The organism is Rathayibacter rathayi (genome assembly GCF_004011095.1).
Lineage (GTDB): Bacteria > Actinomycetota > Actinomycetes > Actinomycetales > Microbacteriaceae > Rathayibacter > Rathayibacter rathayi.
In genome coordinates this window covers 1,728,937-1,754,772 of sequence record NZ_CP028129.1, presented here as the reverse complement: position 1 = coordinate 1,754,772, position 25,836 = coordinate 1,728,937, and the positions used below count along the sequence as shown (strand labels likewise).

Genomic DNA, 25,836 nt, shown 5'->3' with positions numbered 1-25,836 from the left:
CGGTCACAATCGAATGAGGTCCCCATCCATGCGACTCCGGAACCGGCTGGGCTGACATGCTCGCCTACATCGTCCGACGCATCCTGCAAGCCGTCCCCGTGCTCATCGGCACCACGTTCCTCATCTACTTCATGGTCTTTTCCATGCCGGGGAACCCGCTCCTGTCGCTCTTCGGCGACAAGACGCCGAGCCCCGCGCTCCTCGCCCGCCTCGAGGAGCAGTACCACCTGAACGAGCCTTTCTTCGTGCAGTACCTGTACTACCTGGGAGGCGTCGTCCGCGGCGACTTCGGCATCTCGTTCTCGGGTCAGTCCGTCAACGAGATCCTCGCCCGCACCTTCCCGGTCACTCTGACGCTGGCGATGATGGCGATCATCATCGAGATCGTTCTCGCGCTGACCATTGGCCTCATCAGTGGTCTGCGCAAGGGCAGCTTCTTCGACGCGAGTGCGCTGGTCGTCAGCCTCCTTCTCGTCTCGGTGCCGATCTTCGTGCTCTGCTTCATCGCGCAGTCGTTCTTCGCGATCCAGCTGGGGTGGTTCCCTCCGACCGTCGGAGCCGACGCGTCGTTCCAGAGGCTGCTACTGCCCGCGATCGTGCTGGCCCTGTTCGTGGTCGCCTCGGCTATCCGCCTCACGCGCGGCTCGGTCATCGAGACGGCCGGCTCGGACTTCGTGCGCACCGCGTACAGCAAGGGGCTCTCGCGACGCCGCGTCATCCCCGTGCACGTCCTGCGCAACTCGCTCATCCCGGTCACCACGCAGTTCGGAGCCGACTTCGGCCTCCTGATCGTCGGCGCGACCGTGACCGAGGGCATCTTCAACGTTCCCGGAGTCGGGAACACGCTCTACCAGGCGATCATCCGAGGGGAGCGACCGACCGTCGTCTCCTTCGTCACGGTCATGGTGCTGTTCTACCTCGTGGTGAACATCCTCGTCGACCTGCTCTACGCCGTACTCGACCCGAGGATCCGCTATGCCAAATGAGTTCACCGGCGGCGCGCAGAAGGCCCGCCGCATCGACCACTTCGTGGCGCCGCTCGAGGAGACGCCGATCGCGTCGGTCGACGCGGTCAGCCTCGACGAGAAGCCGAGCAACCTGTGGACCGATGCGTGGCGGGATCTGCGCAAGCGCCCGATGTTCTGGATCTCTGGCGTCCTGATCCTCGTCGTGATCGCGGTCGCGCTCTTCCCGGGCCTGTTCACCTCGGTGGACCCGCGGCAGTGCGCGCTTTCGTTCAGCAACCAGGGCCCCGGCGACGGCAGCCTGCTCGGCTATACCAAGCAGGGGTGCGACGTGTTCTCGCGGATCATCCACGGCACGTCCACCTCGCTGACCGTCGGCCTGATCGTGATCGTCATCACGACGATGTCCGGGGTCATCGGCGGTGCACTGGCCGGCTTCTTCGGCGGCTGGGTCGACACCGTGATCATGCGCCTGGGCGACATCTTTTTCTCGATCCCCTACATCCTCGCCGCGGTCGTCATCATGTCCGTGTTCTCCGAGCACCGGAACGTGTTCGTCATCGCCCTGGCGATCGGCGCGTTCGCGTGGCCGACGACGGCGCGTGTCCTGCGCTCCGAGGTTCTGCGCGTGAAGCAGTCCGACTTCGTCGGCGCCGCGACCGCGACCGGCCTCTCGCGCATGGCCATCCTGTTCCGGCACGTCCTGCCGAACTCGATCGCCCCCGTGATCGTGGTCACGACGATCTCGCTCGGTGCGGCCATCACCGCGGAAGCGACGCTGTCCTTCCTCGGCGTCGGCCTGCCCGGCTCCGTGATGTCCTGGGGCAATGACATCAGCCAGGCGCAGCGCGACCTGCGCACCAACCCGCAGACGTTGATCTATCCGTCGATTGCCCTGACGGTGACGGTGCTGAGCTTCATCCTCCTCGGCGAGTCGCTCCGCGACGCGCTCGACCCGAAGGCGAGGGCCCTCCGATGACCGCGACGACACCAAATCCTTCGCACGGGCCCCTGCTCGAGGTCACCGACCTCGAGGTCGGCTTCCAGACCGGCAGCGGCCTGGTCCCCGCCCTGCGCGGCGTGAGCCTCACGATCGAGTACGGCCAGACCGTCGCGATCGTGGGGGAGTCGGGCTCTGGCAAATCGACGACCGCCGCCGCGATCATCGGCCTGCTCCCCGGCACCGGTCAGGTGACCGGCGGCTCCGTGCTGTTCGACGGTAAGGACCTCGCGAAGGCGACGAGGACCGAGCTGGAGGACATCCGCGGCCGTCGCATCGGCTACGTGCCGCAGGACCCGATGTCCAACCTCAACCCAGTATGGACCGTCGGCTTCCAGGTCGAGGAGACGATCAAGGCCAACGGCCTCGCGAGCGGCCGCAAGGAGGTGCGCGCTAAGGCGATCGAGGTCCTGCAGAACGCGGGTCTCGCAGACGCCGAGAAGCGGCTCAAGCAGTTCCCGCACCAGTTCTCCGGAGGCATGCGCCAGCGAGTGCTGATCGGCATCGGCCTGGCCGCGGCCCCGCAGCTGCTGATCGCGGACGAGCCCACCTCGGCGCTCGACGTCACGGTGCAGCGCCGCATCCTCGACCATCTCGAGACGCTGACGAAGACCGACGGCACCGCTCTGCTCTTCATCACGCACGACCTGGGTCTGGCCGCCGAGCGCGCCGAGAAGCTCATCGTCATGTACAAGGGGCGCATCGTCGAGTCCGGCGCCTCGGTGGAGGTGCTGCAGAACCCGCAGCACCCCTACACGCAGCGCCTGATCGCGGCGGCGCCGAGCCTCGCGTCGCGCCGGATCCAGTCCACGGCTGGTCAGGCCACGCAGACGATCCCCGGTGAGTCGGCGGCGGTCCGGGAGGTCGACCTAGTCGGCGCGGGTGCCGCGCACCACGGCGGCGCTGTCGTGTCGGGTGCCCCGATGATCGAGGTCGACGGCCTGACCAAGGTCTTCAAGATCCGTCGCGGCGGGTTGAAGGCCGAGGACTTCACGGCCGTCGATGACGTGTCGTTTTCGATCCCGAAGGGCACCACCACGGCGCTGGTCGGCGAGTCCGGCTCGGGCAAGTCGACCATCGCCCGCCTCGTGCTGGGGCTCGAGACGGCGACGTCCGGAGCGATCTCGATCGCCGGCCGCCGGACCGAGAAGCTCAAGGGCCGCGAGATGCTGGCGCTGCGTCGCTCGATGCAGCCGGTGTTCCAGGATCCGTACGGCTCGCTCGACCCGCTGTATAACATCGGCAACACCATCTCGGAGCCGCTGCGGGTGCACAAGGTCGGCGACCGGAGCTCGCAGCGCGAGCGGGTCCTCGAGCTGCTCGATCAGGTGTCCCTCCCGCGCGTGATCGCGAGCCGGTACCCGAACGAACTCTCCGGCGGTCAGCGCCAGCGCGTGGCGATTGCCCGCGCGCTCGCGCTGAAGCCGGAGATCGTGGTGCTCGACGAAGCGGTGTCGGCCCTGGACGTCCTCGTCCAAGCGCAGATCCTCCGCCTCCTCGCCGATCTTCAGGCGGAGCTCGGGCTCACCTACCTGTTCATCACGCACGACCTGGCGGTGGTCCGCGTGATCGCCGACGACGTCTGTGTGATGCAGAAGGGTCGAATCGTCGAGCACGCCCCGACGGACACCGTGTTCGACTCGCCGCAGCAGGAGTACACCCGCGAGCTGCTCGACGCCATCCCGGGCGCCGGCATCGAGTTCGCGGTCTGATCGACGGATCCACGGGCCCCGGCCCCACTCGGAACGCCCTGCACAGGGCCGTTGCGAGCGGGGATCCGGGGCCCTTCGCCGTGCGGACGCCTCGCTGCGGTACGATGGATGGTCCCCTTTTTGCACGAGAACACGAGACGAGTCCGTATTCATGGCAAGTGCCACCCGCTCAGACCTGCGCAACGTCGCGATCGTCGCCCACGTCGATCATGGCAAGACCACGCTGGTCGACGCCATGCTCAAGCAGACGAACTCCTTCGACGCGCACGCCCACGTCGACGAGCGCGCGATGGACTCGAACGAACTCGAGCGCGAGAAGGGCATCACGATCCTCGCGAAGAACACCGCTGTCTCCTACAGCGGCAAGCACGCGAGCGACGGTCCCATCACCATCAACGTCATCGACACCCCCGGCCACGCTGACTTCGGCGGCGAGGTCGAGCGCGGCTTGTCGATGGTCGACGGCGTCTGCCTCCTCGTCGACGCGTCGGAGGGCCCGCTGCCGCAGACCCGCTTCGTGCTGCGCAAGGCGCTCGAGGCGAAGCTGCCCGTCATCCTTCTGGTCAACAAGACCGACCGCCCCGACGCGCGCATCGACGAGGTCGTCGCCGAGAGCCAGGATCTGCTCCTCGGCCTCGCCTCCGACATGGCCGACGACGTGCCGGACCTCGACCTCGACGCGATCCTCGACGTCCCCGTGGTTTACGCCTCCGGCAAGGCCGGCCGCGCCTCGGCGAACAAGCCCGAGGACGGCTCGCTGCCGGACGCCGAGGACCTGGAGCCGCTGTTCGAGGCCATCCTCAAGCACATCCCGGCGCCCACCTATGACGACGAGGCGCCCCTCCAGGCCCACGTCACCAACCTCGACGCCTCGCCGTTCCTCGGCCGCCTCGCCCTCCTCCGCGTCTTCAACGGCACGATCAAGAAGGGCCAGACGGTCGCGTGGGTCCACCACGACGGCTCCCACACCAACGCACGCATCACCGAGCTGTTGATCACCAAGGCGCTCGATCGCTACCCGGCGGAGTCGGCCGGGCCCGGCGACATCGTGGCGATCGCGGGCTTCCCCGAGATCACCATCGGCGAGACCATCGCCGACCCCGAGGACATCCGCCCGCTGCCCGCCATCACGGTCGACGACCCGGCGATCTCGATGACCATCGGCACCAACACCTCGCCGCTGGTCGGCAAGGTCAAGGGTCACAAGCTCACGGCGCGCATGGTCAAGGACCGCCTCGACCGCGAGCTCATCGGAAACGTGTCGCTCAAGATCGTCGACATCGGACGCCCCGACTCGTGGGAGGTTCAGGGCCGCGGCGAGCTCGCGCTGGCCATCCTCGTCGAGCAGATGCGCCGCGAGGGCTACGAGCTGACCGTCGGCAAGCCCCAGGTGGTCACCCGCCAGGTCGACGGCAAGACGCACGAGCCCTTCGAGCACCTCACGATCGACGCTCCGGAGGAGTATCTCGGCGCGATCACCCAGCTCCTCGCCGCCCGCAAGGGCCGCATGGACGGCATGTCGAACCACGGCACCGGCTGGGTGCGGATGGAGTTCATCGTCCCCTCGCGCGGCCTGATCGGCTTCCGCACCGAGTTCCTCACCACCACCCGTGGCACCGGCATCGCGAACGCCATCTTGCACGGCTACGAGCCGTGGGCGGGCGCCATCGTCACCCGCAACAACGGCTCGATCGTAGCGGACCGCAACGGCGTGGTGACCCCGTTCGCTATCATCGCGCTCCAGGAGCGGATGACCTTCTTCGTGAACCCGACGGAGGAGGTCTACGAGGGCATGGTGATCGGCGAGAACTCGCGCAACGACGATATGGACGTGAACATCACTAAGGAGAAGAAGCTGACGAACATGCGTCAGTCCACCTCCGACACGTTCGAGTCGATGACTCCGTCGCGCCAGCTGACCCTCGAGGAGTGCCTCGAGTTCGCCCGTGAGGACGAGTGCGTCGAGGTGACCCCCGAGGTCGTCCGTATCCGCAAGGTCGAGCTCGACGCGAACGCCCGCGCGCGGATGACGAGCCGCCTCAAGAAGCAGGGCTGAGCCCCGGGCGCCCCGGCGCCCGCAGACGACGAGACCGGCCGGAGCATCGCTCCGGCCGGTCTCGTCGTCTGCGCCTCCTGACCGCGGCGTCAGCCCGCTGGAGTCGGCGACGGCGACTCGGCGCTGGACTCGGCTTCGAGCGTCGAGCTGATGAACGAGGCGAACGCCGACGCGTCGTCGGGCTTCCCCGTGTACTGCTGAGCGTTGACCAGGACGGTCGGTGTCGAGGCGAGCTTCGCCAGCGACGAGTTCGGCACCGGCTGGGTCGTTGCTCGCGTGGTGGCGGCCGTCACCCACGGGCGGAATTCGCCGCTGGTCATGCAGGCGAGGACGTTGTCGTTCGTCACTCCCGCCCCGACCACGAGCGTCCGTAGCGCGTCGTCGCTCAAGCCCGTCGTCCCCTCGGCCGGCTGCTGCGCGAAGAGCGCCGCGTTCACGGCCAGGAAGTGGTCGGGATCCTCATCGGCGACGCAGGCCGCCGCATTCGCCGCGCGACTGGAGTATGCCGAGCCGGCCGAGGAGGAATCGAGAATCGCGACCGGGTGGATCTCGAGCGTGATCGCCCCCTCCGTCAACCACGACTGCAACTGCTCGGCGTTCGTCTTCTCGAACTGACTGCAGTAGGGGCAGAGGTAGTCGACGTAAAGGTCAACCGCCACCACTCCGCCCGCCCGGGTCGCGCTCTCGTCGGTCGGTACGGGCGAGGCCTCCGGAGCGATCCCGGCGGTCGTCTTCACCGTCACGGCCGACGTGTCGCCCGTGAGTACGATGCCGTCGCTGAGCATATTGGCGGGACCGGCGGTCGCGACCTCCTGCTGCGACCAGATGTTCCAGCACACCAGCGCCACCACGGCGAGCAGCCCGACCACGACTCCGCCGTACCCGAGCAGACGGTTCCGGCGCCGCTTGCGCCTCTCCGTCTCGCGGCGCTCCCGCGCCTCGGCACGGGCGAGCTCCTGGCGCTCGCGTTTGGTCAGACCGTTTCTCGCACTGTTTCCGGACATCACGGGCGACGGTACGCGCGCAGGCTATGGGCCGCCGAGGAGCACGCCCGCTGAATCCTGGGACGGCGTGCGGATCCTCTCAGGGTGCCAGAACGAGGGGTGCCAGAACGAGGGGTCAGACGAAAAGGCCCGAGCCGAGGAAGTCGCTCTCGTCCCGAGCGCCGGGCGGTACCGCGAACACGGCCGAGCCCACATGTTTGACGTACTCGTTCAGCGCATCAATCGCGAGGTTGCGCTGGACAGCGATGAATTGCTCCGGTGAGCGCTGGAAGGAGAGGAAGAACAGCCCCGCATTTAAGCGGCCGAGCTCGTCGTTGCCGTCGACGAAGTTGTAGCCGCGGCGCAGGAGCCGTACACCATTGTTCACGCTGGGATGCGCGAGGCGCACATGCGACTCCTTGTCGATCAGGGGAGCGCCGGTCGCTCCGGCCGCCGCGAAGTCTGGCTCGGCGAACTCCGCGCCGCCCGAGAGCGGGGCGCCGGAGCCCTTGCTGCGTCCGATGACCCGCTCCTGCTCGCCGAGCTGGCTGCGGTCCCAGGTCTCGATGATCATCCGGATTTTCCGCGCAACCAGGTAGCTGCCGCCGGCCATCCACCCCGGGCCGTCGGCGGAGGACACCCAGACGTGCTCCTGCACGGCGTCGGCCTCCTCGGACTTCACGTTCGCGGTGCCGTCCTTGAAGCCGAACAGGTTCCGCGGGGTCGCCTGGGCGGTTGAGGTCGAGGAGGTGCGGCCGAAGCCGAGCTGCGACCAGCGGAGCGAGGCGCGCCCGAACGCGATGCGGCTCAGATTACGGATGGCGTGCACGGCAACCTGCGGGTCGTCGGCGCAGGCCTGAATGCAGAGGTCGCCGCCACCGGCCGCGGGCACGAGCGCATCACCGCGGAAGCGGGGTAGGGCCCGCAGCTGCGGAGGGCGGCGGTCGGCCAGGCCGAAGCGGTCGGCACCGGACTCGTCGGTGAAGAGCGTCGGGCCGAAGCCGACGGTGACGGTGAGCGAGGCCGCGTCGAGCCCGAGCGCCTCCCCGGTGTCCTCGGGAGGCGCGGTGTCCGCTCCGCCCACCGCGCCGGTGTCGCCCACCTCGAGCCCCTGGGTCATCCGCGAAGCGGCGAGCGTCCAGTCCTGTAACAGCTCGATCAGGTCCTCGCGAGTGCTGCCCGCGGCGAGGTCGAAGGCGGCGAAATGCAGACGGTCCTGCGCCGCAGTGGTGATCCCCGCCTGGTTCGCGCCGAAGAACGGCACGGTGCGCGCGGGGGAGGGTGCGGTCGCGCCGGCGGAGGAGGTCGCGGCGAGCGTCCCGCCGACTCCGGCGGCCAGGCCCGCGGTACCCGCCGAGACGAGGCCGAGCAGCCCGCGCCGCGAGAGGCGGTGGGGCTGCTCGGCGGGCTGCTCGTTCTGGTGGTCGGCGGAGCGCTCGGACGCGGGATCGGGGTGCTGCTCGGCGTTCACTCCGCCGTCGGCTCCTGGACACCGAGGACCGTGTGGGTGAGCTGCGAGAGCGGCTCGGAGAGAGCGTTCACCTGGTCCGACAGCTCTTTCTTCTGTTCCGCGGTCAGGGTCGAGTAGGCGACGAAGCCGGAGTCGATGGAGCCGTACTGGGCGAGGCTGGCGTCCAGCTCCGAGAAGCGCTGTGTGATCTGCGCGGTGAGCCCCGCCCCGGCGTCACCGCTGGCGGTCGCGATCGGCTCCACGTTGCCGAAGGCCACTTGCGCGCCCTGCACGTTGGCGGCGAAGTCGGTGAGATCGGTGCTCGACCACCAGTCCTCCTCGCCGGTGATCTTGCCGGCGGCGACCTCGTCGAGTAGGCCAATGGCGCCGTTCGAGATCTCGCCCACCGAAACGGTGAAGTCGGGGGCGTTGACGAGGTCGGCGAGGCTCTGCACATCCGCGACGAGCCCCTGGCCGAACTGGGCGCGCTGCTCGGCCGTGGAGGGGGCCCACTCGAGGAGGGCGCTCGTGCCGTCCGAGTTGAGCGCGCCGTCCGCGGGGACCCAGAGGTCTTTCTCGATGCGGTGGAAGCCGGTCCAGTCCAGGCCCTCAGCGACCGCGTCGACCTCGCGGTAGTCGATGCGCGGGTCGAGATCGCCGAACGCCTCAGCGGTCGGCTCGATGCGCTCGTAGAAGACGCGAGTGGAGGCGAAGAGGCTGCGTGCCTTCTCGTCGTCGCCCGACTCGTAGGCCTGCGCGAAGTCGGCAACCGCGGGAAGCAACTCGCCGACCTGCGACTTCACATACGAGACGTAGTTGGTGACCGCCGCCTGCGTCGCCGCCTTCTCGTCGGCCGACTGCGCGGTCGCCTGCCCGGTGACGGTGAACGCGCTGAGGCCGATCGGGGCGCCGACCTGTCGGAACTTGCAGGCGGTGTAGTATGTGCCCGGTTCCAACTGCGCGACGTACGAGACGCTCTGCCCGGGGGTCACGTTCTCCTTCTCACCGACGATCCGCAGCTTGTCCTCCGCGAGGATCTCGAACTCGTTGACGTCCGACCCGCCGTTGGTCAGCGTGAACGTCACGGCACCCGCTTCGGCGGTGGCCGCCGAGACCTCGCACGCCTCGTCTCCGATCGCGACGTCGAGCGCGGCGGAGGAGGACGCGGGGGTGTTCGGCACGCACCCCGTCAGAAGGAGCGCCAAGGCGCCCGCTCCGGCCAGGCCGAGGGTGATGCGAGGGAGGGTGGGACGAGCGCGCGAGGACATGCTTCTCCTGGGATCGGGGCGGATGCATCGGCGGGGCCGGAGCAGGTCGTGGGAGTGGGACGAACAGGGGCTGGACGGGGTCAGACGGAGGTGGAAGCGGGAGCCGCGACCGGGTCCGCGCTGCCCCGTCGGGGACCGCGGCGGCGGACCTGGCGGACGAAGAGGCCGCCGACGATGACGAGGTAGAGCAACCAGACCACGAACTGCAGGGCCGTCGGCTCGGGGGTGTAGTTGAACAGGCCGCCGAGCACGGCGGTCACGGACGGCGGGAAGATCGGGCCGAGCGAGAACAGCGCGGCACCCCAGCCGGGCAGCAGCGACGCCTCCTGCAGGTCGCCGACTCCGTACGAGAGCACGCCGGCCGCCACCAGGATGAGGAAGGCGCCCGTCCAGGTGAAGAAGCGGCCGAGGTCGATCCGCACGAAGCCTCGGAAGATCAGGTACGACATCACGATGGAGCTGAGAATGCCGAGTAGGGCGTTGATCGTGCCCGCCCACGCATTCGAGCTGGAGGCCGCGGTGCTCGAGGACACGCTCGCCCAGACGAACAGCGCTGTCTCGATGCCCTCGCGGCCGACGCTGATGAATCCGATGGCGACGATCCCCAGCGCCGAGCCGGAGATCGCGCCGTCGAGCTTGGACTCCAGCTCTCCCTTGAGGCTGCGGGCGTTCGCGCCCATCCAGAAGATCATCCAGGTGACCAGGCCGACCGCGAGAATCGAGAGGCCGCCGCCGATCAGCTCCTGCGCCTGGAAGGAGAGGGTCGAGGGCCCCCAGGTGAGGATCGCGCCGGTCGTGAGGGAGATCACGACGGCTGCGGCGATCCCTACCCAGAGCCGCGGCAGCACGTCGCGCCGACCGAGCTTGGTCAGATAGGCCACGAGGATGCCGACGACGAGGCCGGCTTCGAGGCCTTCGCGGAGGCCGATGAGGTAGTTTGCGAGCACGCGTGTTCTCTTGGTCGATGGTGGACGAGGAGGGGGCGACTCCGCCCCGAGTCGATCTGGTCGGCGGGACTCCGTGTTCGGTAAGCCTTGCCTAACCCGGGTCGACTGTAGTCCGCCGCCGGGTCGCTGTCCAGAAGCGCGGCGCGGCGGAGGCCGCGCGGGACGAGAGGCAGAGAGTGGACGCGGGCCGGGACGCAGCAGCGGAGCGGGTGGTGGCGGTGCACGCCCACCCCGATGACGAGACGATCACTATGGGCGGGACACTGGCGCGATTGACGGCACAGGGTGCGTCCGTCACTGTCGTGACCGCCACTCGGGGGGAATGCGGCGAGGTCATCCCCGAGGACCTCGCCCCGCTCGAGGGCTCGGCCGAACTGGCCGCGCACCGCACGACCGAACTCGTCGTCGCGCTGACCGCGCTCGGCGTTGCCGACCACCGCTTCCTCGGTGAGGAGGGCGCCCGAGCTCCCGGGCTGACCCCGCGCCTCTACCGGGACTCCGGCATGCAGTGGGGGCCCGGCCGAGTACCCGTTCCGCTCGAGCCCGTGCACCCCGACTCGTTGACCGCCGCAGCCGAGGACGAGGAGGTGGCCGACCTCGTGGCCGTTCTCCGCCAGGTCGACGCCGACGTCGTGCTCTCCTACGACGCGGGCGGCGGCTACGGTCACCCGGACCACGTCCGCACCGCCCGGGTCGCCGAGCGCGCTGCGGAGCTGCTCGGCCTGCGTCTGCTCGCCGTCCTGCCCGATGCGACCCCCTCTCTGCCCGGCGACATCGTGATCGAGCTCACCGCCGAGGATTTCGCCCGCAAGCGCGCCGCGTTCGAGGCGCACGCCACGCAGCTGGTGGTCGAGGGCGAGCAGGCGCGGCTCTCCAGCGGCCCGTCGTTCCCGATCGGCCGCGTCGAGCGCTTCCGCCCGAGCACGGCGCCGATCCGTCCGGCTGTGCCCGCGCAGGAGCGACCGACGCTCGCCTCGCGCGCGCTGTCCGGAGTCATCGGCGTCCTGGTCGGGGCAGTCGTCGGAGCGATCACCACGGTGGCGCACCAGAGCATTGTCTCGATCGGATCGGTCGTGGTCCCGCTCGGTCTCGCCGCCTCCCTTGCCGGCGTGCTGCTGCTTCTCCTCGGGCTGCGGCTCGTGCTCATCGACCGCTTCGTCGCATTCTGCACCGCGATGGGGCTGCTCGGGATGATCGGGCTGCTCGCGCTGCGCAGCGCCGGCGGCTCCGTGCTCATCCCCGCCAACGGCCTCGGCGTGGCCTGGACCTTCCTCCCCGCGCTGATCGCCCTGGTCGTGATCGCCTGGCCGCGGTTGCGCGCCGTCGCGCCCGCCGCTGAGCAGCTCGCGGACGCCGACTCCTTGTCGGCCCCCGTACGATAGACACACTGTTCGAAGGGATCTGGAGCACCGTGACCTACGTGATCGCACTTCCGTGCGTCGATGTCAAAGACCGCGCCTGTATTGATGAGTGCCCGGTCGATTGCATCTACGAAGGCGAGCGCTCGCTCTACATCCACCCCGACGAGTGCGTCGACTGCGGTGCCTGTGAGCCGGTGTGTCCCGTCGAGGCGATCTACTACGAGGATGACCTCCCCGAGCAGTGGTCGGACTACTACAAGGCCAACGTCGAGTTCTTCGACGAGCTCGGCTCCCCGGGCGGTGCCGCCAAGGTCGGCGTGATCGCGAAGGACCACCCGGTCGTCGCGGCGCTCCCTCCGCAGAATCACTGAGGCCGCCCCGTGTCCCTCGGCGCGCTACCCGACTACCCCTGGGACCTGATGGCGCCCTTCGCCCGGACGGCGGCGGAGCACCCCGGCGGAATCGTCGACCTCTCGATCGGCTCGCCGGTCGACCCGACACCCGACCCGATCCGCGATGCCCTGGCCCGCGCCACCGACTCCCACGCCTACCCCACGACCGTGGGCTCACCCGCCCTGCGCGAGGCGATCGCGGCCTGGTATGCGCGGCGTCGGGGAGTCCCGGGTCTGCGCATCGACGAGGTGCTGCCGACGATCGGCTCGAAGGAGCTCGTTGCCTGGCTGCCCTTCCTCCTCGGCTTCGGTGAGGGCGACGTGGTCGTGCATCCGCGTGCCGCTTACCCGACCTACGCGATGGGGGCGGCGATCGCGGGAGCCGAGGCGCTCGCCTCCGACGACCCCGACGAGTGGCCGGAGGCGACCCGTATGGTCTGGCTGAACTCTCCCGGGAACCCCGACGGCGCCGTGCTCGACGTGCCCGCGCTGCAGCGCGCGGTGGTGAGGGCGCGGGAGCTGGGCGCCGTCGTCGCGGGCGACGAGTGCTACGCCGAGCTCGGCTGGGACGGCCGCTGGGCCCAGGAGCCGATCCCCAGCGTCCTCGACCCGCGCGTCGCGGGGGAGGATCGTTCGGGCGTCCTCGGCGTGTACTCGCTCAGCAAGCAGTCGAATCTCGCCGGCTATCGCGCCGCGTTTGTGGCCGGCGACGCGGCATTGATCGCGCGCCTGGTCACTGTCCGCAAGCACGCAGGCATGATCGTCCCTGGTCCGCTTCAGGAGGCGATGGTCGTCGCCCTCGCCGACGACGAGCACGTCGCCGTGCAGAAGCAGCGGTACCGCTCCCGACGCGACCGGCTTCGCCCCGCCCTCGAGTCCGCGGGCTTCCGGGTCGATCGCAGCGAGGCGGGTCTGTATCTGTGGGTCACCGAGGGGCGTCCTGCCTGGGAGTCCATCGAGCGACTAGCCCGGGTCGGCATCCTGGCCGGCCCCGGCGTCTTCTACGGTGACGGCTTCCCCGAACATGTGCGCCTGTCGCTGACGGCGTCCGACGAGCGGATCGACGCGGTTGTCGAGCGCCTGGCCGGCGGTCTCTGAGCGCTCGTCACCTCGATCGTGGCGGGATGCGACAAAGGCGTCACCCCAGCGCTGGGCAATGTCACAGTGCCCGAACTTTGCCCATAGGCTGTATGCGGTTCGGTCGACGGCGCCTCGCGATGCCTCGGCTGCACCATGATCCAGACCCGGCGCCGCCTGCTCCGCGCGAGCGCTTCCGGGGTGCGACCGCGACGACCTGGGAGGCGTTGTGACCGAATCCGGCACGCAGAGCGACGGAACCGCGACGGCGGGTTCCGCAGAGCCCGCTACCGGGAGCGCCACGACGCAGCCTCCCGTGCCGGGGGCGCAGCAGCTCCCCGAGAAGGTCACCCTCACCTTCGGCGACCAGACCGCAGATTTCCCGGTCCTGCGCAGCGTCGACGGCTCCTCCAGCATTGATTTCTCGACGCTGTCGAAGCAGACCGGATTCATGTCGCTCGATTACGGCTTCGTCAACACGGCGGCGACCAAGTCGCAGATCACGTACATCGACGGCGACCAGGGGATCCTGCGATACCGCGGCTACCCCATCGAAGAGGTCGCCACCAACGCGACATGCCTTGAGGTGGCCTGGCTTCTTATCTACGGTGAGCTGCCGACCGCCGACGAACTCGCGGGCTTCGATGAGCGGATCCGCCGCCACACGTTGCTACACGAGGATCTCAAGCGCTTCTTCGATGCGCTCCCGCACAGTGCGCACCCGATGTCGGTTCTCTCGGCCGGAGTCTCCGCGCTGTCCACCTACTACGAGGACAGCTCCAATCCGAAGGATCCCGAGGCGGTCGAGCTGTCCACCATTCGGCTGCTCGCGAAGCTGCCGGTCATGGCGGCCTATGCGCACAAGAAGAGCATCGGCCAGGCGTTCCTCTATCCGGACAACTCGCTGAGTTTCGTCGACAACTTTCTCCGGTTGAATTTCGGCACGATGGCCGAGCAGTACCAGGTCGATCCGGTGCTCTCGAAAGCTCTTGATCGCCTCCTGATCCTGCATGAGGATCACGAGCAGAACGCTTCGACCTCGACCGTCCGTCTCGTCGGTTCGACGGAGGCGAACCTCTACGCCTCCATCTCGGCCGGCATCAACGCCCTCTTCGGTCCCCTGCACGGCGGAGCGAATGAGGCTGTGCTGACCATGCTCGGCCGGATCCGCGAGTCGGGCGAGAGCGTGTCGACCTTCGTCGAGCGGGTGAAGAACAAGGAGGAGGGCGTGCGCCTGATGGGCTTTGGCCACCGGGTCTATAAGAACTACGACCCGCGCGCCAAGCTCGTCAAGGAGAGCGCATCCGAAGTGCTCCAGTCGCTCGGAGTGAAGGACCCGCTGCTCGACATCGCGATGGAACTCGAGGCCCTCGCGCTCGAGGACGACTACTTCAAGGAGCGTCGCCTCTACCCGAACGTCGACTTCTATACCGGCGTGATTTACAAGGCGATGGGCTTTCCGACCCGTATGTTCACCGTGCTCTTCGCGATCGGTCGCCTGCCCGGCTGGGTTGCGCACTGGCGCGAGATGAACATCGACAAGCAGACCAAGATCGGCCGCCCCCAGCAGCTGTACATGGGATCGCCCGGGCGCCACTGGCCCACCGACCGCTGATTCGGCCCGCCGAGAGCCTGCACGGCGTCGATCTCGGTTGGTTCCTCGCCGGTCGATCGTTTCGACCGGCGTGCTCAGGCGTGCAGGGCGGCGTTCAGCTCGACGCCGGTGCCGGTGCGGGGGAGGACCTCGACGGCACCGGTGAGCGAGTTGCGGCGGAAGAGCAGGTTGGGGACTCCGGCCAGCTGCACCGCCTTCACCGTCTGCCGAGTCCCGTCGGCGCGCGGCGCACCGCCGAGCACGACGACCTTGGTGCCGGCGGTTACGTAAAGGCCCGCCTCGACCACGGTGTCGTCGCCGATCGGGATGCCGACGCCCGAATTCGCGCCCAGCAGCGCCCGCGCGCCGATCGAGACGCGCTGGACTCCTCCGCCCGAGAGCGTCCCCATGATCGAGGCGCCGCCGCCGATGTCCGAGCCGTCGCCGACCACGACTCCCTGCGAGATCCGCCCCTCGACCATCGAGCTGCCGAGAGTCCCGGCGTTGAAATTCACGAAGCCCTCGTGCATCACGGTCGTACCCGGAGCGAGGTGTGCCCCGAGGCGCACGCGCGACGTGTCCGCGATCCGCACCTTCTCCGGCGTGACGTAGTCGGTGAGGCGCGGGAACTTGTCGATGCCGGTGGCCTGGATGCCGTGGCGTCGGAGCGAGGCGCGCAGGCGGGTGAACGACTCGGGCGAGACCGGCCCGGCGTTGGTCCAGACCACGTTCGGCAGGTGCGCGAAGACGCCGTCGAGGTTGACCTCGTTCGGCCGGACCACAAGGTGGGAGAGCAGGTGCAGGCGCAGATACGCGTCCGAGGTGGACGCGGGGGGCGCCTGCACGTCGATCTGGAGCGTGACCACGTCGATCCGGACGTCGCGGCGCGGGTCCTCGCCGGCCTGCTCCTCGAACTCCGCGGGCACGATCCACGGGTCGCGGCCCGCGGGGATCGTGCCGAGCCGCGGCTCCGGGAACCAGGTGTCCAGGACGGTGCCGTCGGACGCGACGGTGGCGAGCCCGTACCCCCAGGCCGAGGTGGGAACGGAGAGGTCTGCGGGGCGCTCGAGTGGCGTGCCGTTCGGGGTCGTGCCGTTCGGGGTCGTGCCGTTCGGGGTTATGGCGTTCGGGGTCATGGCGTTCAGGGTAGCGCGGAGCATGCTGCCGCTACCCTGGGGCGCATGTCCGATGTGACCGCTGTCCCTCCACTCGATCTGCGCACTGATCCGGTCGCTCTCACCCGGGTCCTCTGCGACATCCCGTCGGTCTCGGGCGACGAACTCGCGATCGCGGACGCGGTGCACTGGGCGCTTGAGCAGTACGAGCATCTTGAGGTGATCCGCGATGGGAACACCGTCGTTGCACGGACGAACCTCGGCCTGACGCAGCGTGTCGTGATCGCCGGGCACCTCGATACGGTGCCGGTCAACGGAAATCTCCCGGTCGTCACCGAGACGATCGACGGCGTCGAGCACCTCGTGGGCCGCGGCACGGTCGACATGAAGGCGGGGGTCGCCCTACAGCTCGTGCTCGCTGCCGAGCTCACCGACCCCGCTGTCGACATCACCTGGATGTGGTACGACAACGAGGAGGTCGCCTCCGACCTCAACGGTCTCGGTCGACTCTCCCGGCACCGCCCCGACCTCTTCTCCGCCGACTTCGCCGTTCTGGGCGAGCCGACCAGCGGAGCCGTGGAGGGCGGCTGCAACGGCACGCTCAGGGTCGACGTGGTCATCAGCGGGGTCCGCGCGCACTCGGCCCGCAGCTGGGTCGGCGAGAACGCGATCCATGCTGCCGCGCCGATCCTCGAGCGCCTCGCCGCCTACGAGCCGCGCGAGGTGGAGGTCGAGGGCCTGGTCTACCGCGAGGGGGTCAACGCGGTGCGCATCAGCGGCGGAGTCGCGGGCAATGTGATCCCGGACCTGTGCACGGTGCAGGTCAACTACCGCTTCGCCCCGGACCGATCCGGCGAGGAGGCACTCACGCACCTGCGGGAGCTGTTCGAGGGCTTCGAGGTGACGGTGGACGATCTGGCCGAGGGTGCCCGGCCGGGCCTGGACGCGCCCCTTGCTCAAGACTTCCTCGCGGCCGTCGACGCGCCGGCGAGACCGAAGTACGGCTGGACCGACGTCGCCCGCTTCTGGGGGATGGGGATCCCCGCCGTGAACTACGGGCCGGGCGATCCGCTCCGGGCCCACGCGGACGACGAGCGCGTGGCGGTGCACGAGATCACGGAGTGCGCCGAGGCTCTGCGCCGCTGGCTCACCGCGACCGCATGACCACGATCACTGCACCCGAGCCGGTTCGCCTGCGCCTGATCCCCTGGTGGGTCCGGGTGCTCGCGGTGTACGTCCTGACCCGAGTGGTCACGACGGTGATCCTGCTGTGGTTCGCGGCGGAGCAGCTCGCCAACCCGTGGACCGGACCCTCGCCCTCCTACTCCGCGTTCGCCTCGCTGTGGGACGGGCGCTGGTACGAGGTCATCGCGGCAGGCGGCTATCCGACGTCCCTGCCGATCGCCCAGACCGGCCATGTCCGGGAGAACGCCTGGGCCTTCATGCCGCTGTATCCGGGTGTGGTGAAGGTGGTGATGTCCGTCACCAGCCTCCCTTGGGCTCCGGCGGCCGTCACCGTTTCAGTGCTCTGCGGGGCCGGCGCCTGCCTCGTCCTCTACCGCCTGTTCCGCCACTCCCTCGGCGAGTCGCAGTCGCTCATGGCGGTGCTGCTGTTCTGCGTGGCGCCGACCTCGCCGCTTCTGCAGCTCGCTTACGCGGAGTCACTGGGGATGCTGCTGACGGCCGTCGTGCTTCTGCTCCTGGTGCGCCGTCGCTGGTTGGCGGTCGTGCCGGTCGTGCTGCTGCTGAGTCTGACCCGGCCGAGCGGACTCGCTTTCGCCGCGGCGCTGGGCCTGTACGTCGTCTTCCGCTTCGCCCGGCGTCGCTCCGAGCCTTTCCCGCGGTCGGAGTGGCTGCCCGCCGTGGGCCTGACCGCCTGGGGTCTCGTGGTCGGCTTCCTCTGGCCCGCGATCGCCTGGGCGGTGACGGGGTCGATGACGGCCTACACCGACACCGAGTTGGCCTGGCGCTCCGCCTACATCGGCTACCAGGAGCTGCTCCCGCTGACTCCGTGGTTCCAGGGCGGCGCCTGGTGGGGCTCGTGGTGGTTCAGCGCTCCGGGAATCGGCATCGCTCTGGTCGTGCTCCTCCTGGCGACCTTCCTCGGGATACTCGCGGCCCCCTGGACGCGCAAGCTCGATCTGTTCAGCCGGGCCTGGGTCGCCGGCTACGGCCTGTACCTGGTCGCATTCTTCTTCCCGCAGTCGAGCACGTTCCGGCTACTCGGTCCGATGTTCCCGCTCGCCGGGGCGCTCGCCGTCCCACGCTCACCGGTCTTCCGCGTCGCGCTGGTCCTGATCGGGATCGGCGGGCAGATCCTTTGGATCTCGATCTGCTGGGCGGTGACCCGCTCCGACTGGACCCCGCCGTGATCGCCGCAACACTTCGGCGCGGTCACGGTTCATCGCGACCTCGCGAATGCACGATAATAGGGCGATACGTCACGAAAGGGGAACTCTATGGCGGCCATGAAGCCGAGGACCGGAGACGGACCGATGGAGGCTGTTAAGGAGGGGCGACTCATCGTCGTGCGTGTTCCGCTAGAAGGAGGCGGACGCCTCGTCGTCTCGGTCAACGATGCAGAGGCACAAGAGCTGCACGACGCGCTCGCGTCGGTGGTCTCTCCCGCCTGATCCGCACCGTCGAGAACGCCCGCCGCACACCGTGCGACGGGCGTTCCCTCGTTCCCGAGGGTGATCGCCCCTCAGGCGCGGCGCTTGTTGGCCTGGAGCAGGCCGTCACCGATCGGGGAGAGCACGCTGACGACCGCGGGGGATGCACACACCTCGGCCACCAGTGTGCGGAACGCGGTCGCGATCTCGTCGCGCTGCGCGGGGTTGGCTACTCGACCGCGCCAGAGCGCGTGTGGCACCAGCACGGTTCCGCCCGGGCGGACGAGCCGCAGGGCGTGCTCGACGTTCTCGATGACCTGCAGCGGGTCGCCGTCGACGAAGACGATGTCGTAGGAGTTCTCGTTCATCCGCGGGAGCACCTCGAGAGCGCGGCCCGGGATCAGCCGGAGCCGGTTGGGGGAGATGCCGGCCTCGTGGAACTGTGCGCGCGCATGCTGCTGGTGTACCGCCTCCGAGTCGATGGAGGTGAGCATCGCCTCGGGTGCGCCGTCGAGCAGCCACAGCCCGCTGACTCCGGTGCCGGTGCCGATCTCGATGATGGATGCGGCGCGCGCGGCCGCGGCGATGAGCGCGGCCTGCGCGCCGATTGAGGGGGAGACGGCGTCGATGCCCAGCTCGACCGAGAGCCGACGAGCCGAGGCGATGCCTTCCGACTCGAGGATCGCGTCCTCGGCGTACTTCCAGTTGGCATCCTTATCGGACACGGGTGGGCTCCTCTGATCGGTGCACCGCGCGGATTGCGCCCGGGCATCGTCAGGCTACGGTGGCGCGCGGGCTCCGCGAGGGAGGCGCGGCGGGTTAGTGTTGTCCTCGTGTTCGGTCTGACGTTCGACAAGCTCCTCATCATCGGGGTCATCGCTGTCTTCGTGCTGGGTCCCGATCGCCTCCCGCACTACGCCGCCCAGCTCGGGCAGCTCGTGCGGAAGGTGCGCGGATTCGCCACTCAAGCCCGGGAGCGCGTCAAAGACGAGATGGGCGACGAGTTCGACGAGGTCGACTGGAAGAAGCTCGACCCGCGCCAGTACGACCCCCGCCGCATCATCCGCGACGCCCTACTCGACGACGACCCGGTCCCCACCGTGAAGCCGCCGTCCGCCGTCGCCGCTCCGGTGGTACCCGGCGGCACCGGATCCGCGCAGGACAGCTACTACACGACCATGCAGCGCTCCGTCGGATCAGGCACGCTCTCGAGCGTCGCGCCACCACCCATCGACTCCGAGGCCACCTGAGCCCTGCTCCTGCGGGAGCGGGCCGGAGGCGTCAGCCGGCGGCGAGCGGTAGTCGGCGCCCGGCCAGCCCTCGCGGCCGTGACGCGAGGGTCGTCGCCAGGGCATCAATCGCCCGCGCCGCCGGATCCTCGGGGTCGCCGACCACGACCGGTACGCCCTCGTCGCCTCCGGTCCGCAGGGACACACTGATCGGCAGAGACGCGAACAACGGCACCGCATCCCCCGCGGCGGAGAGCCTGCGAGCCACCTCGGCCCCGCCACCGCTGCCGAAGATTTCCAGCACCGAGCCGTCGGGCTGAGGGAGTCCGGACATGTTCTCGACGACGCCGATGATGCGCTGACCCGACTGCCGGGCCAGCGCCCCGCTGCGCTCAGCCACATCGGCAGCCGCGGGTTGCGGCGTGGTTACGATCAGCACTTCCGCATGGGGGAGCAGCTGCCCGATCGAGATCGCCACGTCGCCGGTACCGGGGGGCAGATCGAGCAGCAGCACGTCGAGGTCGCCGAAGTAGACGTCGGTCAGGAACTGCGAGATCGTGCGGTGCAGCATCGGCCCGCGCCAGGAGACCGCCGCGCCGCGGATATCGCCGTCGAGGAACATCCCGATCGAGATGACCTTCACGCCGTGTGCTACCGGAGGCAGCATCAGCTCGCCGACGCGGGTCGGACCCGCGATGCGTCCGTCTCGCACGAGTCCGAGCAGGCCCGGGATCGAGAAGCCGTGCACGTCGGCGTCGACCAGGCCGACCGCGAGTCCGCGCCGAGCCAGGGCGACCGCGAGATTCGCGGTGACGGTCGACTTGCCGACGCCGCCCTTGCCGCTGGTGACCGCGTAGACGCGGGTGAGCGACTCCGGACCGAAGGGCATGCTCCGCCGCCCGCCCTGCAGACGCTCGGTGAGCGCCGTGCGCTGGGCCGGCGTCATGACTCCGACCGCGACCTCCACTCCCGTGACGCCGGGCACCGACGCCGTAGCCTCGCGCGCATCGCGCTCGATCGCCGAGGCGGCCGGGCAGCCGACGATGGTCAGCCGGATCGCGACGCGGACAGCGCCGTCGGCGGACGCCTGGACCGACTCGACCATGTCGAGCTCGGTGATCGGCTTGCGGATCTCCGGATCGAGGACGCGGGCCAGCGCCGCCCGCACCGCCGCGTCGAGCGTGGCGGCGTCAGGCATCGCGCCGTTCGGGAGCCTGCGCTCGGTCCTTCTCGAGCTCCTCGAGCAGGCCCCGCAGCTCTGAGCGGATGAAGTCCTTACTCGCCATGTCGCGGATAGCGAGGCGGAGGGCGACAACCTCGCGCGCCAGGTACTCGGTGTCGGCGAGATTGCGCTCAGCGCGCTGGCGGTCCTGCTCGATCTGCACCCGGTCGCGGTCGTCCTGCCGGTTCTGCGCGAGCAGTAGCAGGGGCGCGGCGTATGAGGCCTGGAGCGAGAGGATCAGCGTCAGCACCGTGAAGCCCAGCGCCTGGGAGTCAAAGCGCGAGTCTTCGGGCCCGTAGGTGTTGAACATCAGCCAGAAGACGCAGAAGATCGTCATTCCGACCAGGAACCAGGGTGTTCCCATGCCGCGGGCGAACGACTCGGTCAGACGGCCGAACCGGTCGCTGCTCGGGCGGTTGCGCCGCGAGAGCACGCGGGTGCGCAATCCCTTCGGGGCGTCGAGCCGGCGGTCCTGTTTGCTGTCCCTAGCCACGCGCACCCCTCCGTCCTCGTCGTGCCCTGCCTGTTGTCACAGGTGCCGGCGGCACGAGTGGGACGCCCTGCGTCGCGGTGCTCACCGACGTCCTCGGTTCGTCGTCGTCTCCGTGGCTGCGCCAGTCGTCGGGGAGCAGGTGGTCGAGGACATCGTCGATGGTCACCACACCGACGAGGCGGTGCGAGGCGTCCACGACAGGCACAGAGACGAGGTTGTAACTCGCCAGGATGCGGGCGACCTCGGCGGCTGAGGTCTCGGGCGTGATCGGGTCCATGCTCGCATCGAGCAGGGTACCGAGGCGCTCGTGCGGCGGGTAGCGGAGCATCCGCTGGAAGTGCACCATCCCGAGGAAGCGCCCGGTCGGGGGCTCGTAGGGCGGCAGGGTGACGCAGACAGCGGCGCCGAGCGCGGGCGCGAGTTCGTGCCGCCGGATGAGGGCGAGGCCCTCGGCGACCGTCGCCTCCGAGGAGACAATGATCGGCTCCGTGGTCATCAGCCCGCCGGCGGACTCTGGGGCGTAGGTGAGGAGCATGCGGACGTCGTCCGCTTCTTCCGGTTCCATCAGCCCGAGCAGCGCCTCGCCGCGTTCCTCCGAGAGCTGCGCGATCAGGTCGGCCGCGTCATCGGGTTGCATCTGATCCAGCACGTCGGCGGCGCGGTCGTCGTCGAGTCGGCCGAGGATCTCGACCTGCTCGCTCTCGGGCATCTCCTCGAGGACGTCAGCGAGACGGTCGTCCGAGAGTTCACCGGCCACCTCGAGCATCCGCTGCTGCGGAAGGTCGAGGAGCGTGCTGGCGAGGTCGGCGGGCTTGAGCTCGGAAAGGCTGGCGACGTACTGCTCGGCGGACTGCGCCTCGGTCGAGACGCTCTCGCGGACCTCATGCCAGCCGGCGAACGCCGTCGCACCCTTGGCGAAAGGGGAGGGGCTGGTCTTGGGGCGTCGAACGAAGAGCTGCGCGAGCTCCCATTCGCCGGGGGCGGCCTCCTCGATTGCGACGTCCTCGACGGTCGCGTCGCCGGAGCCGTCGATGAAGCTCACCCGGCGGCCGAGGAGCTCGGCGATGACGCGGACCTCTCCGCCGCGCTGCTCGAAGCGCCGCACATTGATGAGCCCGGTGGTGATGATCTGGCCGCTGCCGATGCTGGTGACTCGCCCGATCGACACGAAGACTCGTCGGCGGCCCGGGATCTCGACCACCAGGCCGACCACCCGCGGGGCGTCGTTCTGCCGGTAGACCAGGAGCACGTCGCGGACCTTGCCAACGCGATCGCCGACGGGGTCGAAGACACTGCATCCGGCCAAGCGCGCGACGAAGACTCTGGCGGAACTCACGGCTACAAACCTAGACCCGCGCGCCCGGACAGACGCCGAGGGTTCCCGGCTCGGCATCGGGCGGTTCCCCCGATCCGCTCAGAAACCTCCAAGTCCGCTGTGCGAGTCTATGGAGGTGACTCAGCAGACGCCGTTCACCGGCCGAGGGCCGGCCTTTCCCACCATCCCGCGCGGGGAGATCCTCGCCACCTTCGACACCTACCAGGAGGCGCAGGCCGCGGTGGATGTCCTCGCCCGTGCCGACTTCCCGGTTCGACAGCTAGCCATCATCGGTAACGAACTCAAGAGCGTCGAGCGGGTGACGGGCAAACTGACCTGGGGGCGTGTGGCCCTCGCCGGCGCGGCCTCCGGCGCGTGGCTGGGGGTGTTCCTGGGCCTCCTGCTCATCATCTTCTCGCCGACCACAGAGTTCTCGTTCCTGTTCGCGGCCGTGCTCCTCGGCGCGGGCTTTGGCATGCTCTTCGGGCTCGCGTCCTACGCCGTCAACCGCCGCCGTCGCGACTTCACCTCGACCATGCAGGTGATCGCAACCAGTTACTCCGTACTCGTGGACCCCGAGGTCGTCAATCGCGCGCGCAACCTGCTCGACGGGAGCGCTGGCTCGGTCCAGACGCCGCAGGCGGCCTGGGCACCGCCTCCCGCTGCGGCCGGCGACCCGCAGCCGCAACCCGTCCGTCCCGAGGACGACCCGCGCTGACGATCCTCCACGAACGCCCCCGGTCCGCCGGGAGCGTTCGTCGCTCCCGGGGGAGGCTCAGGCGGAGCCGACGGGCGGAAGGACGATGTCGACGGCGAGACCGCGGGGGGAGCGGTTGACGAGCGCGACCGTCCCGCCGGCCGAGAGCACCGTCGTGTGGACGAGGGCGAGCCCGAGTCCGCTGCCGCCCGAGGCCAGCGCCCGGGAGTCGTCCGGCCGGGAAAAGCGGTCGAAGGCGACGGGGATGAAGGCGTCGGGCATCCCGGGTCCGTCGTCCGACACGCTCAGCAGCAGGCGCCCGTCTTTCTGCGAGAGGGACGCGACGATCATGCCGCCACCGTTCATCGCCTGGATCGCGTTCCTGACCAGGTTGTCGATCACGCGCCCGAAGTCCTGAGCCGCCACTGCGTAGAGGCGGGCCGGCTCGCGCTCGTCGATCTCGTAGTCGATCTCGACCCCCGACTCCGAGGCGAGCAGGCGGGTGCGGTCGACCGCACCGACGAGCTCGTCGACGAGCTCGTCGAAGGGGGCTGTCGGCCGGACAGTGCGGCTCTCGATACGTGAGATGTCGAGCAGGGCGGAGGCGAGCCGCACGAGGCGGTCGACGCTCTTCTGCGCATCGAGGATGACCCGGTCCACGGCGGCGGGGTCCTCGACCCGGTGGTGCGCGATCTCGAGCTGCGCCGAGAGCGCGGCGAGCGGCGTGCGCAGCTCATGGCTCGCATCCGACACCATCTGCTTCTCGCGGGCCAGCGAGGCGGTCTGCTTGGTCAGGAACGCGTTCAGCGTCACCGCGAGTTCGTCGATCTCGTCGCGCGAGCCCACGACGGGGAGCTGATCGCCGTGGCCGGGCGCGGCCGCGATCTGATCCGCGCGCGCCCGCATCCGGCGTACCGGCGCGAGTGCTGCTCCGGTCAGGATCCACGAGGCGAGACCGAAGGTAACCACGAGGAAGATCGCGGCATAGACGAGGACGTGCGCGAAATCGTCGAGTACCAGCTGCGAAGCCGCCTGGTCGCGCGCAGAGGCGACCTGCCAGACGCCCTGATCCGTGGTGATCGCGGTGAACCGGACCAGGTAGTTGCCACACGCAGTGCTCACCTGGGAATACCGGGGCGAGGTGTCCGCCGGTTCGGCGGCGAGGGCGGTCAGGACGTCGTCGCTGAGGTGCGAGGGCATGGTCGAGGTGCTGACAACGCCGTCCGGCGCGAGGGCGAGGAACAGCTGCCCGATCGACGAGCCCTGGGTGCGGGGCACGTTGCCCGCGGAGATGTCGCGGCGTACCTCGTCCTCGATCGACATCAGGATCGTCCGCTCGCTGCGGTCGACGATGCCGGTGACCACCTGGTAGAAGAGCATCGCCGAGAGGGCGAACAGGGCGGTCGCGAGGGCAACGGTTCCGATGGTGATCCTCGCGCGGATCGAGAGCGCGCCGACCCGGCGGCGTGCAGTGGCCATCCGCGGCCCGGCCTACTCGACCGGGCGGAGGAAGTAGCCCTTGCCGCGGACGGTCACGATGCTGACGCCCGTGTCCTCGGTCGGCAGCTTCTTGCGCAGGTAGCTGACGTACTGGTCGACGATGTTGTTGTCGACGATCTCGCCGCCGCCCCAGATCTCTGAGAGGATCCGCTGGCGGGTTACCACGGAGCCGACGGGGGTGATCAGCAGCTTGAGGAGCTCGAGTTCCTTGGGGCTGACGTGGATGCGCGAGCCGTCGGCCGTCCGCCGGATGCTCGAGCCGTCCACCGTGATCCGGCCGACATCGATCGACGTGGACATCAGTGAGGGGCTGCGACGCAGCAGGGCGCGGAGGCGGGCGTTGAGCTCGGTGAAGGCGAACGGCTTGGTGAGGTAGTCGTCCGCACCGGCGTCGAGCCCGAACACGCGGTCCTCGATGGCGTCGCGCGCGGTCAGGAGCATGATCGGCGTCGGCCGACCGAGCTCGCGGATCCGCCGACAGATCTCGAAGCCGGACATCGCCGGCAGCATGACGTCCACGATGGCGGCCGAGAACTCGGCGTTGCTGAACGCGACAAGCGCGTCGATGCCGTTCGTGGTCAGCACGGAGTCGTAGCCGGCGTCTTCGAGGCCGCCCACGAGGGCGTCGCCCATGGCTGGATCATCTTCGACGAGAAGGATATTCACATGCTTACCCTACGACCCGGCTCTTGGGAAGATGCGCTGTGCCGTCCCTGTATCCAACCAGCCAGAGCGGAGCCCTCCGATCGGTGCCGGGCTACGAAGAAGGACGTATACGGCCCGCGATGGCAGCGGAGGTGGCGCAATCACTGGCGCAGTTCTACTCCTCTGCCCGCGGAGGGCCGATG

General features: G+C 69.2%; 24 protein-coding genes. 13 read left to right on the top strand and 11 right to left on the bottom strand.

Annotated features, from left to right (window positions below; all coding sequences use genetic code 11):
- Nucleotides 1-56 precede the first annotated feature (56 nt).
- From C1O28_RS08555 to typA, 4 genes are all read left to right on the top strand, one after another.
- Nucleotides 57-986, top strand: a complete 930-nt coding sequence (locus C1O28_RS08555) for an ABC transporter permease (protein ID WP_097165618.1) — start codon at nt 57-59, stop codon at nt 984-986.
- Complete coding sequence (locus C1O28_RS08550; protein WP_097165619.1) at nt 976-1,944, top strand: ABC transporter permease; 969 nt, start codon at nt 976-978, stop codon at nt 1,942-1,944. Before C1O28_RS08555 ends, C1O28_RS08550 begins: the two co-directional genes overlap by 11 nt.
- Nucleotides 1,941-3,677, top strand: coding sequence for a dipeptide ABC transporter ATP-binding protein (locus C1O28_RS08545; RefSeq protein ID WP_097165620.1), 1,737 nt, complete (start codon nt 1,941-1,943; stop codon nt 3,675-3,677). The genes C1O28_RS08550 and C1O28_RS08545 overlap by 4 nt, the downstream gene beginning before the upstream one ends.
- Nucleotides 3,678-3,828: 151 nt before the next feature.
- Nucleotides 3,829-5,733: a translational GTPase TypA gene (gene typA / locus C1O28_RS08540; protein WP_097165621.1), complete on the top strand. Its 1,905-nt coding sequence runs from the start codon at nt 3,829-3,831 to the stop codon at nt 5,731-5,733.
- An 89-nt stretch (nt 5,734-5,822) separates the two neighbouring features.
- Here the strand turns inward: typA and C1O28_RS08535 are convergent, their stop codons facing one another.
- The 4 genes from C1O28_RS08535 to efeU form a co-directional block, all read right to left on the bottom strand.
- Nucleotides 5,823-6,737 carry a DsbA family protein gene (locus C1O28_RS08535; protein WP_097165622.1) on the bottom strand — a complete coding sequence of 305 codons (915 nt, stop codon included), beginning with the start codon at nt 6,735-6,737 and terminating at the stop codon, nt 5,823-5,825.
- 115 nt (nt 6,738-6,852) lie between these two features.
- Complete coding sequence (efeB, locus tag C1O28_RS08530) at nt 6,853-8,187, bottom strand: iron uptake transporter deferrochelatase/peroxidase subunit (protein ID WP_097165623.1); 1,335 nt, start codon at nt 8,185-8,187, stop codon at nt 6,853-6,855.
- Complete coding sequence (gene efeO, locus C1O28_RS08525; RefSeq protein WP_097165624.1) at nt 8,184-9,434, bottom strand: iron uptake system protein EfeO; 1,251 nt, start codon at nt 9,432-9,434, stop codon at nt 8,184-8,186. Before efeO ends, efeB begins: the two co-directional genes overlap by 4 nt.
- An 80-nt stretch (nt 9,435-9,514) precedes the next feature.
- Nucleotides 9,515-10,381, bottom strand: a complete 867-nt coding sequence (gene efeU, locus C1O28_RS08520; protein ID WP_097165625.1) for an iron uptake transporter permease EfeU — start codon at nt 10,379-10,381, stop codon at nt 9,515-9,517.
- Between the two features lie 176 nt (nt 10,382-10,557).
- On the opposite strand from efeU, the gene C1O28_RS08515 reads away from it, so the two are divergent.
- From C1O28_RS08515 to C1O28_RS08500, 4 genes are all read left to right on the top strand, one after another.
- Nucleotides 10,558-11,763 carry a PIG-L family deacetylase gene (locus tag C1O28_RS08515; RefSeq protein WP_104248418.1) on the top strand — a complete coding sequence of 402 codons (1,206 nt, stop codon included), beginning with the start codon at nt 10,558-10,560 and terminating at the stop codon, nt 11,761-11,763.
- 29 nt (nt 11,764-11,792) lie between these two features.
- Nucleotides 11,793-12,113 (top strand): ferredoxin, encoded by a 321-nt coding sequence (gene fdxA, locus C1O28_RS08510; protein ID WP_097165627.1) that lies wholly within the window; start codon nt 11,793-11,795, stop codon nt 12,111-12,113.
- A 9-nt stretch (nt 12,114-12,122) separates the two neighbouring features.
- Nucleotides 12,123-13,232, top strand: a complete 1,110-nt coding sequence (gene dapC, locus C1O28_RS08505; RefSeq protein WP_097165628.1) for a succinyldiaminopimelate transaminase — start codon at nt 12,123-12,125, stop codon at nt 13,230-13,232.
- Between the two features lie 295 nt (nt 13,233-13,527).
- Nucleotides 13,528-14,826, top strand: a complete 1,299-nt coding sequence (locus C1O28_RS08500; protein ID WP_127821569.1) for a citrate synthase — start codon at nt 13,528-13,530, stop codon at nt 14,824-14,826.
- Nucleotides 14,827-14,900: 74 nt separating this feature from the next.
- On the opposite strand, the gene dapD is transcribed toward C1O28_RS08500, so the two are convergent.
- Nucleotides 14,901-15,941 (bottom strand): 2,3,4,5-tetrahydropyridine-2,6-dicarboxylate N-succinyltransferase, encoded by a 1,041-nt coding sequence (gene dapD / locus C1O28_RS08495; RefSeq protein WP_097165700.1) that lies wholly within the window; start codon nt 15,939-15,941, stop codon nt 14,901-14,903.
- Between the two features lie 45 nt (nt 15,942-15,986).
- Between dapD and dapE the strand changes: the two genes are divergently transcribed.
- From dapE to C1O28_RS08480, 3 genes are all read left to right on the top strand, one after another.
- Nucleotides 15,987-17,084 carry a succinyl-diaminopimelate desuccinylase gene (gene dapE / locus C1O28_RS08490; RefSeq protein WP_097165629.1) on the top strand — a complete coding sequence of 366 codons (1,098 nt, stop codon included), beginning with the start codon at nt 15,987-15,989 and terminating at the stop codon, nt 17,082-17,084.
- Nucleotides 17,081-18,292, top strand: a complete 1,212-nt coding sequence (locus C1O28_RS08485; protein WP_097165701.1) for a hypothetical protein — start codon at nt 17,081-17,083, stop codon at nt 18,290-18,292. The genes dapE and C1O28_RS08485 overlap by 4 nt, the downstream gene beginning before the upstream one ends.
- A gap of 87 nt (nt 18,293-18,379) precedes the next feature.
- Nucleotides 18,380-18,553 (top strand): DUF3117 domain-containing protein, encoded by a 174-nt coding sequence (locus C1O28_RS08480; protein WP_097165630.1) that lies wholly within the window; start codon nt 18,380-18,382, stop codon nt 18,551-18,553.
- Between the two features lie 71 nt (nt 18,554-18,624).
- Here the strand turns inward: C1O28_RS08480 and C1O28_RS08475 are convergent, their stop codons facing one another.
- Complete coding sequence (locus tag C1O28_RS08475; RefSeq protein ID WP_097165631.1) at nt 18,625-19,257, bottom strand: O-methyltransferase; 633 nt, start codon at nt 19,255-19,257, stop codon at nt 18,625-18,627.
- Between the two features lie 108 nt (nt 19,258-19,365).
- Here C1O28_RS08475 and C1O28_RS08470 point away from each other — a divergent pair, with 108 nt between their 5' ends.
- A complete protein-coding gene (locus C1O28_RS08470; RefSeq protein ID WP_097165632.1) occupies nt 19,366-19,782 on the top strand; it encodes a twin-arginine translocase TatA/TatE family subunit in 417 nt (138 codons plus the stop codon).
- A gap of 31 nt (nt 19,783-19,813) precedes the next feature.
- Here the strand turns inward: C1O28_RS08470 and C1O28_RS08465 are convergent, their stop codons facing one another.
- From C1O28_RS08465 to C1O28_RS08455, 3 genes are read right to left on the bottom strand one after another with little or no spacing between them, the layout of a single operon-like run.
- The gene (locus tag C1O28_RS08465) at nt 19,814-20,959 is read right to left on the bottom strand and encodes an Mrp/NBP35 family ATP-binding protein (protein WP_097165633.1); all 1,146 of its coding nucleotides are present in this window, start codon (nt 20,957-20,959) and stop codon (nt 19,814-19,816) included.
- Nucleotides 20,952-21,476: a DUF1003 domain-containing protein gene (locus C1O28_RS08460; RefSeq protein ID WP_097165702.1), complete on the bottom strand. Its 525-nt coding sequence runs from the start codon at nt 21,474-21,476 to the stop codon at nt 20,952-20,954. Before C1O28_RS08460 ends, C1O28_RS08465 begins: the two co-directional genes overlap by 8 nt.
- Nucleotides 21,469-22,812 (bottom strand): magnesium transporter MgtE N-terminal domain-containing protein, encoded by a 1,344-nt coding sequence (locus tag C1O28_RS08455; protein WP_097165634.1) that lies wholly within the window; start codon nt 22,810-22,812, stop codon nt 21,469-21,471. Before C1O28_RS08455 ends, C1O28_RS08460 begins: the two co-directional genes overlap by 8 nt.
- Before the next feature lie 109 nt (nt 22,813-22,921).
- Here C1O28_RS08455 and C1O28_RS08450 point away from each other — a divergent pair, with 109 nt between their 5' ends.
- On the top strand, nt 22,922-23,509 hold the full coding sequence (locus C1O28_RS08450) for a YflT domain-containing protein (protein WP_097165635.1): 588 nt from the start codon (nt 22,922-22,924) through the stop codon (nt 23,507-23,509).
- A 57-nt stretch (nt 23,510-23,566) separates the two neighbouring features.
- Here C1O28_RS08450 and C1O28_RS08445 read toward each other — a convergent pair whose 3' ends face one another.
- Nucleotides 23,567-24,967, bottom strand: coding sequence for a sensor histidine kinase (locus C1O28_RS08445; protein ID WP_097165636.1), 1,401 nt, complete (start codon nt 24,965-24,967; stop codon nt 23,567-23,569).
- A 12-nt stretch (nt 24,968-24,979) separates the two neighbouring features.
- Nucleotides 24,980-25,654 (bottom strand): response regulator transcription factor, encoded by a 675-nt coding sequence (locus C1O28_RS08440; RefSeq protein WP_258058618.1) that lies wholly within the window; start codon nt 25,652-25,654, stop codon nt 24,980-24,982.
- Nucleotides 25,655-25,836: the final 182 nt, after the last annotated feature.

What these genes read in the sequence shown, in the direction of transcription:
- dapD (WP_097165700.1), bottom strand. Translation starts at nt 15,941, where the DNA reads ATGACCCCGAACGCCATAACCCCGAACGGCACGACCCCGAACGGCACG.
- C1O28_RS08485 (WP_097165701.1), top strand. Translation starts at nt 17,081, where the DNA reads ATGACCACGATCACTGCACCCGAGCCGGTTCGCCTGCGCCTGATCCCC.
- C1O28_RS08445 (WP_097165636.1), bottom strand. Translation starts at nt 24,967, where the DNA reads ATGGCCACTGCACGCCGCCGGGTCGGCGCGCTCTCGATCCGCGCGAGG.
- efeO (WP_097165624.1), bottom strand. Translation starts at nt 9,434, where the DNA reads ATGTCCTCGCGCGCTCGTCCCACCCTCCCTCGCATCACCCTCGGCCTG.
- C1O28_RS08555 (WP_097165618.1), top strand. Translation starts at nt 57, where the DNA reads ATGCTCGCCTACATCGTCCGACGCATCCTGCAAGCCGTCCCCGTGCTC.
- C1O28_RS08450 (WP_097165635.1), top strand. Translation starts at nt 22,922, where the DNA reads ATGGAGGTGACTCAGCAGACGCCGTTCACCGGCCGAGGGCCGGCCTTT.
- C1O28_RS08535 (WP_097165622.1), bottom strand. Translation starts at nt 6,737, where the DNA reads ATGTCCGGAAACAGTGCGAGAAACGGTCTGACCAAACGCGAGCGCCAG.
- C1O28_RS08480 (WP_097165630.1), top strand. Translation starts at nt 18,380, where the DNA reads ATGGCGGCCATGAAGCCGAGGACCGGAGACGGACCGATGGAGGCTGTT.
- dapE (WP_097165629.1), top strand. Translation starts at nt 15,987, where the DNA reads ATGTCCGATGTGACCGCTGTCCCTCCACTCGATCTGCGCACTGATCCG.
- C1O28_RS08550 (WP_097165619.1), top strand. Translation starts at nt 976, where the DNA reads ATGCCAAATGAGTTCACCGGCGGCGCGCAGAAGGCCCGCCGCATCGAC.
- typA (WP_097165621.1), top strand. Translation starts at nt 3,829, where the DNA reads ATGGCAAGTGCCACCCGCTCAGACCTGCGCAACGTCGCGATCGTCGCC.
- C1O28_RS08545 (WP_097165620.1), top strand. Translation starts at nt 1,941, where the DNA reads ATGACCGCGACGACACCAAATCCTTCGCACGGGCCCCTGCTCGAGGTC.
- C1O28_RS08465 (WP_097165633.1), bottom strand. Translation starts at nt 20,959, where the DNA reads ATGCCTGACGCCGCCACGCTCGACGCGGCGGTGCGGGCGGCGCTGGCC.